Here is an 11,030-nt window from a genome sequence, read left to right on the forward strand (position 1 = left end):
CGCTCATAGTGTGACGGCCAGCACTATCTCCCCTAGTGATTTGGCGGAACGCATGAAAAAGGTCGGCGCCGTAGCCCTCACCGCACTGCTCGCCGTGGCAGTCCCCGCGACAGCACAGGCAGCCCCGGAAGACCCACTGGACCGGTTCGAGCGCGTGGACGGCGGCCAGATCTCCTCAGACTTCGTGCCCGTCTCCGCCGACGGCGAGGCCAAGGTGACCGTCATGGTCGAGCTGGCGTCGGACCCCGTCGCCGTCGTGGACGCCGCCTCCACCCGGCCCCTCACCAAGGCGGAGCGGGACTCCCTCAAGGCCCAGCGCAAGGCTGAGCAGGACCAGCTGAAGCCTGCCCTCAGCAAGCTTGGGGCCCAGGTGCGGTCCCAGGTGCAGTCGGCCTACAACGGCATCAAGGTGTCGGTGGCGCGCAAGGACCTCCCTGCGGTGGAGGCGCTGCCTGGGGTCAAGGCGGTGCACCGGGTGCAGACGTACGATCCCACCACCCTCACCTCCGTCCCCTACCTGGGCGTCGATCAGGTGTGGCAGGACAACGGGTACACCGGCGCGGGCGTCAAGGTGGCGATCATCGACACCGGGATCGACTACACCCACGCCACCTTCGGCGGCCCGGGGACACCGGAGGCCTTTGCGGCCGCGTCCGCCGACAACACGACGAACCGAGCCTGGATCGGCGACGCCGCTCCGCGGGTCAAGGGTGGCTGGGACTTCGTCGGCGACTCCTACAACGCCAGCGACCCGGCCAACTCGACACCCAAGCCCGACGCCAACCCCATCGACTGCAGCGGCCACGGCACCCACGTGGCCGGCACCGCCGGCGGCGGCGGCGTGACTGAGGACGGCTCGCCCTACACCGGACCCTATGACGCCACGACGGCCGAGGGCGCCTTCCGCGTCGGGCCCGGCGTGGCGCCCGAGGTGGACCTGTACGCGCTGAAGGTGTTCGGCTGCCAGGGCTCCACGGACCTTACGGTCGAGGCCATCGACTGGGCGGTTGAGGCGGACATGGACGTCATCAACATGTCGCTCGGATCCGATTACGGCAACGCCGACGACCCGGCCTCGGTTGCGGCCAGCAACGCCGCTGCCAGGGGGATCGTTGTGGTGGCCTCCGCGGGCAACGCCGGCGCCAACCCGTACCTGGCCGGTTCTCCCGGCGCGGGCAACGGGGTGATCAGCGTGGCGGCCAATGACTCCACCGAGTCCTTCCCCGGAGCTGACCTGAACCTCGGCGACGCGACCATCGAAGCAATCAATGCGAATGGGGCGGACCTTCCGCCGGGACCCTACGAGGTGGTCGTCCTTCAGGACGACCCGACCACCACGGCGGTGGACGAGTCCTTGGGTTGCACTCCCGAGACGTATGTCGATGCCCACTCCACGGCGAATGGAGGCGCCGCGACGATCGCAGTCACGACCCGCGGAGTCTGCGCCCGGGTGGCCCGCGCGGCCTATGGCCAGATGGCCGGCTTCGACGCCGTCGTCATGGTCAACACCGACGACTCGCTGCCCCCGTTCGAGGGTCCGATCACCGAGATCCCCGAGACCGACCCCCTCGTGAAGTACGACGTCACCGTCCCGTTCCTCGGCGTCCGCAAGTCCGCCGGAAATGCTCTGCGGGCGGTGGAGAGCTTGACGATCAGCCCCAAGGATCTCGCGAATCCGGGGTTTGAGAACTATGCCTCGTTCAGCTCAGGGGGCCCACGCGGCGGCGACTCGGCGCTGAAGCCCACTGTGACGGCCCCCGGTGTGTCGATCGCCTCGGCCGCCGTCGGGTCCGGGAGCGGAGCGGCGATCCTCTCGGGCACGTCGATGGCGGCCCCGCACGTCGCGGGTGTCGCGGCGTTAGGCGTTCAGGCCCACCCGGAGTGGTCCGGCCAGGATGTCTCGGCCGCACTCGTCTCGACTGCGGATCCCGCTGAGGTGGCGGGCTACCGCCTGACGCTCGGCGGGGGCCTCGTCGATCCGGCCGGCTTGGTGAACACCGAGACCTTCGCCTATGGCGACTCGGCGAGGGGCAGGGGCGCCTTCCAGGAGTCCACGCTCAGCTTCGGCTTTGCGGAGGTGGCGAGGGACTTCACCGCGACCAGGACAGTCACCGTCGTCAACAAGGGCACTTCCGCCCGCACATACACCGTCGGCTACGAAAAGACGGCCGAGTCGTTGCCGGCAAAGGTCACGTTCGACAGGAAGAGTGTCGCGGTGCCTGCAGGGGGGACCGCGACGGTGAGGATGACCCTCGCGGTGAAGGCCACGGATGTACCAGCCTCGGTCGGCGCCACCCAGGCCAACCTCGCCGAGGTCTCCGGCAACGTGGTGCTCACCAGCAGCGATGACACCCTGCGGGTGGGCGCGCTCCTGGTACCGCGGCCCTCGACGAAGGTCTCGGCGACTGTGAGGGGCTCGCTGAACGGCCCGCAGACGCAGGCCACCCTGGCGGTGTCGAACATGGGTGCTGTCACCGCTGGTGACGCTGACCTGTACACGTGGGGCCTGGAGGACCGTAAGGACCAGCGCATCGGCGGCGGTTTCGACCTCCAGGCAGCGGGGGTCCAGTCGTTCCGGGTGCCGCGGGTCGACCTGGAGGGTGCCCCTGAGGACGACCTCCTGGTGTTCGCCGTATCGACGCACGACCGCTACAGCAACGCCGCCAGCATCGAGTTCGACATCCCGATCGACACCGACGGGGACGGCACCGACGACGTCGTGCTGTTCGGCTACGACGCAGGGGCGATACTCACCGGCGACCACAACGGGGACAACTGGGGCTTCATCTACGACCTCGAGACGAGGGCCATCACCGGCTCAGGTTTCCTTCCCGTGTCGCCCACCAACTCCAGCACGGTGCTCATGCCCGTCTTCGCCAGCGACCTGGGGATCGACGGCGCCTTCAGCTACACCGTCGTGTCCTTCAACGGCGACGCGTTCGACCAGTTCCCGGGCAGGGCGACGTACGACGCGACCGCGAAGCCGTTCAACGACGGCGGATACGTCGAGGTCGCGGCCGGGGGCAAGGCAAGCGTGCCCCTGACGAAGAATCCGGCGGCCTTCTCGGCCCTCAAGCCGTTGGGGTTGATGGTGGTGTCGTACGACGACCCGGCCGGCAAGGAGGCGTCGCTCATTCGGGTCAAGTAGGCCTTCCGGCTCACCTCAGATGCGGCAGCCCCGTCCAGGCTCCACCGGCACGGTTGCGCCACGACCCTTCGAGACGATCGATGGCGCTTCGCGCGCCGATCTCCTCAGGGAGCGGTGCACGGGTGCGGCTCACCGAGCTGTCGGGTGGGGAGCGAACGGCCCACACTCCCTGATTGGCAAGTCTGGCATCGACTACGACCTCAGACGTGACAGTTAGGCTCCGGACAGCCGCAGCCCTCGGCCAGCGGGGACCTGGCAGGGTCGCCGCGCACAAGGGTGGGGAACGGCAGGGCGGCACTGCGCAGCGGTGCCCAAGGCGAGGGTCGCTCAGCTGGCATGCCGCCCAGGACCAACCCAAGCCAACGCCGCCCTGCCGGTCGGCACCCGGGTCCGGAAGGGCAACAGCGGGACGTATGCGGGGAGACGGGAGACGAGGCACGGGCGGCCTCACTACCCGGCGACGGCCCGACCGTCACACACACCAAGATGGGTGGACAACGGCCGCCCGTGCCTCGGCTCCCGGGTCACCGCACAGACGGTGGTTCCGACCACCGGGACCGTTGCGACACGACCCTTCGAGACGACCGACGGCGCTTCGCGCGTCGATCTCCTCAGGGAGCGGGGGGTACGGCGCTTCGCGCGCCGATCTCCTCACGGAGCGGGAGGCTCCCGGCTCACCGCACAGACGGTGGTTCCGACCACCGGGAACGTTGCGACTCCACCCTTCGAGACGATCGACGGCGCTTCGCGCGCCGATCTCCTCAGGGAGCGGGGGTACGGCGCTTCGCGCGCCGATCTCCTCAGGGAGCGGGAGGCACGGCGCCCGGCTGGGTCAGCGAGGACGGGCGGATGCTCAAGCTCCTGCCCCCGATGGAAGCACGGGCCGGGGTCTCCCGGAAAGGACGATAAGGTGTCCCCGTGACGAAAAGCGTTTACATTGCCTCATCGGAGCGGCAGGTCAGCAAGTCGTCGATCGCCCTCGGCCTCATCGACCTGTTCGCCCGCCAAGTGCGTTCCATCGGCGTCTTCCGCCCGCTCGTGCACTCCACCGAGTCGGACCCGGTCACCGAAGCGCTCCTCTCACAGAAGGGCGTCAAGGAGAAATTCGACGACGCCGTCGGCGTCACCTACGAGGACTACGCGGCCAACACCGGCGACGCCATCGACACCATCGTCGCCAAGTACAGCACCCTCGCCGCGGCGCACGACGCGGTGGTGGTGCTCGGCTCCGACTACGAGGACATCGAGACCCCGTCCGAGTTGGGGCACAACGCCGTGATCGCCGCCAACCTCAACGCCCCGGTGCTGTACGTGTGCAAGGCCCTGGGCCGCACCGTCGAGCAGGTGGCGCGCCTGGCCGAGTCGGCCATCGAGGCGTACGAGGCCAAGCACAACACCGTGATCGGCATCATCGTCACCCACGTCGACGAGGCGGACGCGGAGTCGCTGCGAGCGGCCCTCCGCGCCGTGCGGGACGTGGCGATCTCCGTGCTTCCCGAGGATCCGGTCCTCACCGCGCCGCTGGTGGGCGCCCAGTTCGACGCCGTGGACGCCGTCCAATGGTTGGGCAAGCCGGAGTTCCGCTCCCACGAGTCGCTGCACAACATCGTGGCGGGCATGACGCTGCCCAACCTGCTCCCCCGCCTCAAGCGCGAGGCCACCGTCATCATGCCCGCGGACCGCCTGGATCTGCTTCCTGGGCTGGTGATGGCGCACCGCTCCCCGGACTACGGTCCGCTGGCGGCGCTGATCCTGACCGGCGGCTTCGAGGTGCCGGAGTCGGTCTCCAAGCTCTTCGCAGACTCTGAGATCGATCTGCCCATCGCGGTGACCCAGCGCGACACGTTCTCCACCGCCGTGCGGCTGCAGAGCGTCCAGGGCACCTCGACGAGTTCCCCGCGCAAGATCGAGGTGTCGCGCGCGCTGTTCTCCCAGCATGTCGACGAGGCCGCGCTCCTGGCTGCCATCGACCTGCCGCGAACCGAGATCCGCACGCCCACCATGTTCGAGCACCAGATCATGCAGATGGCGCGCACCCGCAAGCAGCGCATCGTGCTGCCCGAGTCCGCCGACGACCGGGTGCTGACGGCCGCGGCCGTCGTGCTGCAGCGGGCTGTGGCGGACATCATCCTCCTGGGAGATTCGGCGAAGATCAGCCGTCGCGCCTCCGAGCTGGGCCTGAACCTCGCAGACGCCACCGTCGTCAACCCCGAGGATCCCGAGCTGCTGGAGAAGTTCTCCGACGAGTATGCCAGACTCCGCTCCCACAAGGGCGTGAGCATCGAGAAGGCCCGTCAGACGTTGAAGGATCTGTCCTACTTCGCCACCATGATGGTGCACTTCGGCATGGCCGACGGCATGGTCTCCGGAGCCATCAACACCACGGCCAACACGATCCGCCCGTCGCTGGAGTTCATCAAGACCACCCCTGGGGTCTCGGTGGTCTCCGGGTCGTTCCTCATGTGCATGAGTGATCGCGTCCTGGTCTATGCGGACTGCGCCGTCAACCCGGACCCCACCGCTGAGCAGCTGGCGGACATCGCCATCTCGTCGGCCAAAACGGCGGAGAGCTTCGGCATCGAGCCGCGGGTGGCCATGCTGTCGTACTCGACGGGTGACTCGGGCTCCGGCGCGGAGGTCGACAAGGTCCGCGAGGCCACCCGCCTGGTGCGGGAGCGGGCACCCGAGCTGAAGGTGGAGGGCCCCATCCAGTTCGACGCCGCCGTCGACGAGGTGGTGGCGAAGAAGAAGATGCCCGGCTCCGAGGTCGCGGGCCGCGCCACCGTGTTCATCTTCCCGGACCTCAACACCGGCAACAACACCTACAAGGCCGTCCAGCGCACCTCCGGTGCCGTGGCCATCGGCCCCATGCTCCAGGGTCTGCGCAAGCCCGTCAACGACCTGTCGCGCGGCGCCCTCGTCGACGACATCGTGTCCACCATCACCATCACAGCCATCCAGGCCCAGGCGGTCTGAACCCGAAGAAAGGGCGTCATGTCCCAGCCGATCCTCCTGCTCAACTGCGGGTCGTCGTCGATCAAGTACCAGTACCTCGACCCCGCGATCGGTGTGCCTCAGGCCGTCGGCATCGTGCAGCGGATCGGGCAGGACGTCTCCACCATCACCCACGAGGTGGGTGAGGCGGAATATCACGACGAGCGCCCGTTCGCCAACCACACGGAGGCAGTGGCAGCCGTGGTGGCGATGTTCCGGGACCACGGACCCAGCCTGGACCACGTGACGGCCGTCGGTCATCGCGTGGTGCACGGCGGGGCGAAGCTGGTGCACTCCACCCTCATCGACGACGACGTGGTGGCCCAGCTGGAGGAGCTCTCCGGCCTCGCCCCCCTGCACAACCCGCCCGCTGTGGCCGGCATCCGCGGCGCGCAGGAGGTCCTGCCTGGTGTGCCGCACGTGGCGATCTTCGACACCGCGTTCTTCTCCACCATCCCGCCGGCGGCCTACACCTACGCCGTCGACTACGACACCGCCCAGCGCCTGGGGGTGCGGAAGTACGGCTTCCACGGCACCTCGCACAGCTTCGTGTCCAAGGAGGCGGCCAAGTTCCTCGGACGCCCGCTGGAGGAGACGAAGATCATCGTGTGCCATCTCGGCAACGGGGCGTCGATCTCGGCGGTCGACGGCGGTGTCGCGGTGGACACGTCCATGGGTCTCACCCCTCTGCAAGGCCTGGTGATGGGCACCCGCTCCGGAGATGTTGATCCTGGCCTCCACGCCTACCTCGTGCGCAACGGGATGACCATCGACGAGGTCGACGACCTGCTCAACAAGCAGTCCGGCATGGGCGGCATGTGCGGCTACACCGACATGCGCGATGTCGCGGCCCAGATCGAGGCCGGCGACGAGCGCGCCAGGCTCGCTCTGGACGTCTACGTCCACCGGCTGGTCAGCTACATCGGCTCCTACATCGCCATCCTCGGCGGATGTGACGCGCTGGTGTTCACCGCCGGCGTGGGCGAGAACGCCGCGCACGTGCGGCGGCCCGTCATCGACCGGCTGAAGGGTCTGGGCTTCGAGTTGGACGTGCACGCCAACCTGGTGCGCTCCAGGGAGCCCCGCGAGATCTCCACCCCGGCGTCCAAGGTGCGCGTCCTCGTGGTACCCACCAATGAGGAGCTGGCCATGGCCCGCGAGACGGTCGCGGTCACCGCGGCCGCCGAGTAGTCAGGGACGTCGTCGACAGACTGCGCGGGCCGGCTGGTTGTGGCACCCCCACAACCAGCCGGCTCTTTGATTGTCGGACTACAACGAACGGGCGCGTCAGGGCGCCGTACGCATCGCGGCGACCCTCCCGGGTGGCGTACCTTAATCCCATGGCTTCAGCACTGATCACGGGCGGGACTTCAGGCATCGGACACGCGTTCGCGCGCGAACTTGCCGGCCGCGGGACGCACCTGATTCTCGTTGCCCGCGACACCGACAGGCTTGAGTCCGTGGCCGCGGAGTTGCAGGCGGAGCACGGGGTCGACGTGGAGGTGATCAGCGCGGACCTGGCCGTCCGGGCCGATGTGCTGCGCGTGGCTGAGCGTCTCGAGGATCCCGCCCGCCCCGTCGACCTGCTCGTCAACAACGCGGGGTTCGGCCTGCACACCACGCTGCTGGACAAGAACGACATCGACATGCACGCCAAGGCCCTCGACGTGATGTGCCTGGCCGTCCTGATCCTCGGCGGCGCCGCCGCGAGGTCGATGCGCGCGCGCGGCCACGGCCGGATCATCAACGTCTCATCGACGGCGGGCACCATCTTCACCGGCAACTACTCGGCGGTGAAGGCCTGGTGCACCACCTACTCGCAGGCCCTGGCGCTGGAGCTCAGCGGCACCGGCGTCACGTCCACCGCGCTCTGCCCGGGGTGGGTGCGCACCGAGTTCCATCAGCGCGCCGGCATCCGGGCCACGTCCCTGCCCAGCATCGTGTGGATCGACGCCGAGACCCTGGTGCGAGGGGCGCTCGCGGACGCCGAGAAGGGGCGCTTCGTCTCCGTTCCCACCCTGAAGTGGAAGGTGGCCAACTTCATCGCCGTCCACGGCCCGCGGTCGTTCACCCGCTGGTTCTCCCACAAGCTGAGCGCGTCGCGGAAGAAGCACTGACGTGGCCAAGGACGTCGATCCGGCCAATACCAGGTACACCTCGAAGGTTCAGGCCACCACGCGCCAGACGGCCCAGATGCTGCTCCTTAAACCGGCGCTGCTGCGGATCCTGAAGATCCACGTGCACGGGTTGTCCAACCTGGACGGGTTGGAGGGCGCGTTCGTGGTGTTCGGCAACCACTCCTCGCACCTGGACGCCCCGCTCATCCTGTGCTCGCTGCCCACCCGGCTGTCGAAGTTCGTCGCCACTGGCGCGGCCGGCGACTTCTTCTTCGATAACTGGATGAAGTCGATGTCGATGTCGCTGTTCATGAACGCCTTCGCGATCGACCGCGGCAAGGGCGGCAAGGGCAAGCGCGGCATGTCGGCGCAGCTTCTCGACGACGGGGTGCCGATCCTGCTGTTCCCGGAGGGCACCCGCTCCCGCACCGGGGCGATGGCGCCCTTCGTCCCGGGCGTTGCGTCGCTGTGCATCTCCAGGGGGGTGCCCGCACTGCCCGTGGCCCTCGTCGGAGCGTTCGACGCGTGGCCTTCGCGGCAGAAACACCTCCCGAAGGGCCGGCCTGAGGTGCACGTGGTGTTCGGCCGCCCCATGACCCCGTACCCGGGCGAGATCGCCCACGAGTTCAACGAACGGATGCGCCGCCAGGTGCTCCAGCTCCACGACACCACGGCCCGCGCCTACGGCAAGAAGACCCTCGCCGAGTATGCCCGCACCGAGGCCATCGAGCTGGCCCAGAAGTCCCACATCGCCGCCTTGGTTGAGGATGCCAAGGAACAGGCACATAAGCAGGAGGATCGATGATCGACGGCGTCAAGCAGCAGAAGTGGTGGGGTTGGGGTGAGGAAGGCAAGGCCTACCGCTACGAGGACAAGCCGAAGTTCCCGCCCTTCGTGATGAAGATGGTGGGCGTGGACATCACGGCCCCCGTCGAGCCCATCCCTCCGTTCTCCTCCCTCGAGGTGCCCGCCAGCCGTCTCTCGGACACGCTGAGGGCCGAGCTCGCCGGGATCATCGGCGAGGGCTTCGTGCAGACCGACGACGAGACCCGCGTCGTTCACGCCTTCGGCAAGGGTGTCCGTGACCTCCTGCGCGTCCGCAGCGGCCTGCTGGGACGCATCCCGGACGCGGTGCTCTACCCCGGAACGCAGCGCGAGGTGGAGCTGCTCGTCGACGCGGCTGTCGCGGCCGACGCGGTGCTCATCCCGTTCGGCGGTGGGTCCAACATCGTCGCCGCCCTGGAGGCGCAGCCCGGTGAGACGCGTCAGGTGCTGTCGGTGAACCTCGGCCGGATGAGCAGAGTGCTGGAGATCGACGAGGTCTCCGGGCTCGCTCACATCGAGGCGGGCGTCTTCGGGCCGGACATGGAGGACCAGCTGAAGGCACGGGGCTGGACGATGGGCCATCACCCGGACTCGTTCGTGTGGTCCACGCTGGGCGGCTGGATCGCCACCCGGTCCTCGGGCATGCAGTCGGACAAGTACGGTGACATCGCTGACATCTGCCGCGGTCTCACCATGGTCATGCCCGGCCAGGTGCTGACGCTCCGGCCGCTTCCGTCGTCGTCGTCGGGTCCGAGCGTGCGGGAGATGGTGCTGGGGTCTGAGGGCCGCCTGGGGATCATCACGTCGGCGTGGGTCAACGTGCACCGCATCCCGGAGGTGCGGGAGCTGCAGGCCTACTTCTTCGCCACGTACGAGGACGGCCTGCGGGCCTGCCAGGAGATCGTCGAGTCTGACGCCTCGGTGATGATGGCGCGCGTCTCTGACGCCGTTGAGACGCAATACATCATGGCCAACGGGAAGAAGTCCAGCCGGCTGGGCTCGCTCAGCAGCAAGGCCATCCAGCGGTTCATGCTCCAGAAGGGCTGGGATCTGGAGAAGATCGCCATGAGCTTCGTGGGCTACGAGGGATCCCCCACTCACGTGCGCTACGAGAAGGGCCTCGTGGCCAAGATCGTGCGCAATCACGGCGGGATCGGCGTCGGCAAGGGCCCCGGCTCGCTATACGACCAGAAGAAGTACGACACCCCCTACATCCGGGATTTCATGCTGGACCGCGGCCTGGTGGCCGACGTGTCCGAGACCACTACGCCGTGGGCCTATGTGGAGCAGATCCACACCAACACCGTCGCGGCGTTCCACAAGGCGATGGCGGAGATCGGGGTGCGCGGCGTGGTGTTCTGCCACCTCAGCCACTCCTACCATTCGGGGGCGTGCCAGTACTTCACGTTCGCCATCGCCGACAAGTCGGACAACGCCATGGTCACCTACGACGTGGCCAAGCGCGTGCTGCAGCAGTCGTTCATGGACAATCACGGCACGGTGTCGCACCACCACGGCGTGGGCGAGGAGCACAGCCCCTGGATGGATCAGGACATCTCTCCGGCCGGCGTATCCATCCAGCGTGCACTGTTCGACGGCGTGGACCCGGGGCACAACCTGAACCCTGGCAAGATCATCCACGAGGGACGGCCGGGCATCTCGACCAACTCGCTGGACGCCTGACCCTCCCCGCTGACTGACGAGACCCTCGGATCCGGCACCTATGTGCTGGATCCGAGGGTCTCGGTTCGTCTGCGGCCTCGTTGGTGCCCTCCCCCCGGGGGGACACCCTCCCCGATGCGAGGCCACAGCCTCGCATCCCCCCGGGGCGGGGATCGCCGACATCTCCGAGACTAGGCACCAACCCGCCGCGGAGACGAACCACCAGCTGTACGAGAGTGCACCGGTTACACAAACCCGTTGTCAGGCCCACGTGTCGCGAGGCC

General features: G+C 68.2%; 6 protein-coding genes. All 6 read left to right on the plus strand.

Translation table 11 applies throughout. From position 1 onward, the window contains the following. Positions 1-52: 52 nt before the first annotated feature. The 6 genes from ACX1D1_RS00335 to ACX1D1_RS00360 all read left to right on the plus strand — a co-directional run bounded on the left by ACX1D1_RS00335 (position 53) and on the right by ACX1D1_RS00360 (position 10,767). Positions 53-3,148, plus strand: a complete 3,096-nt coding sequence (locus ACX1D1_RS00335) for a S8 family serine peptidase (RefSeq protein ID WP_459055438.1) — start codon at positions 53-55, stop codon at positions 3,146-3,148. Positions 3,149-4,066: 918 nt separating this feature from the next. After that, entirely contained in the window at positions 4,067-6,124 is a 2,058-nt protein-coding gene (pta, locus tag ACX1D1_RS00340; protein WP_459055440.1) for a phosphate acetyltransferase, read from the plus strand. Positions 6,125-6,142: 18 nt separating this feature from the next. Beyond that, complete coding sequence (locus tag ACX1D1_RS00345; protein ID WP_182781346.1) at positions 6,143-7,333, plus strand: acetate kinase; 1,191 nt, start codon at positions 6,143-6,145, stop codon at positions 7,331-7,333. 149 nt (positions 7,334-7,482) lie between these two features. After that, positions 7,483-8,259, plus strand: coding sequence for an SDR family NAD(P)-dependent oxidoreductase (locus tag ACX1D1_RS00350; RefSeq protein WP_182798931.1), 777 nt, complete (start codon positions 7,483-7,485; stop codon positions 8,257-8,259). Between the two features lies 1 nt (position 8,260). Further along, the gene (locus ACX1D1_RS00355) at positions 8,261-9,064 is read left to right on the plus strand and encodes a lysophospholipid acyltransferase family protein (RefSeq protein WP_370585666.1); all 804 of its coding nucleotides are present in this window, start codon (positions 8,261-8,263) and stop codon (positions 9,062-9,064) included. After that, positions 9,061-10,767, plus strand: a complete 1,707-nt coding sequence (locus ACX1D1_RS00360; protein WP_459055441.1) for an FAD-binding oxidoreductase — start codon at positions 9,061-9,063, stop codon at positions 10,765-10,767. The genes ACX1D1_RS00355 and ACX1D1_RS00360 overlap by 4 nt, the downstream gene beginning before the upstream one ends. The last annotated feature ends 263 nt before the right edge of the window (positions 10,768-11,030 follow it).

The sequence above is a fragment of the Tessaracoccus luoxuelianae genome (genome assembly GCF_054483915.1).

Excerpts from the sequence above, each read along its gene's own strand:
- ACX1D1_RS00335 (WP_459055438.1), top strand. The coding sequence starts at position 53 with ATGAAAAAGGTCGGCGCCGTAGCCCTCACCGCACTGCTCGCCGTGGCA.
- ACX1D1_RS00345 (WP_182781346.1), top strand. The coding sequence starts at position 6,143 with ATGTCCCAGCCGATCCTCCTGCTCAACTGCGGGTCGTCGTCGATCAAG.
- ACX1D1_RS00350 (WP_182798931.1), top strand. The coding sequence starts at position 7,483 with ATGGCTTCAGCACTGATCACGGGCGGGACTTCAGGCATCGGACACGCG.
- ACX1D1_RS00360 (WP_459055441.1), top strand. The coding sequence starts at position 9,061 with ATGATCGACGGCGTCAAGCAGCAGAAGTGGTGGGGTTGGGGTGAGGAA.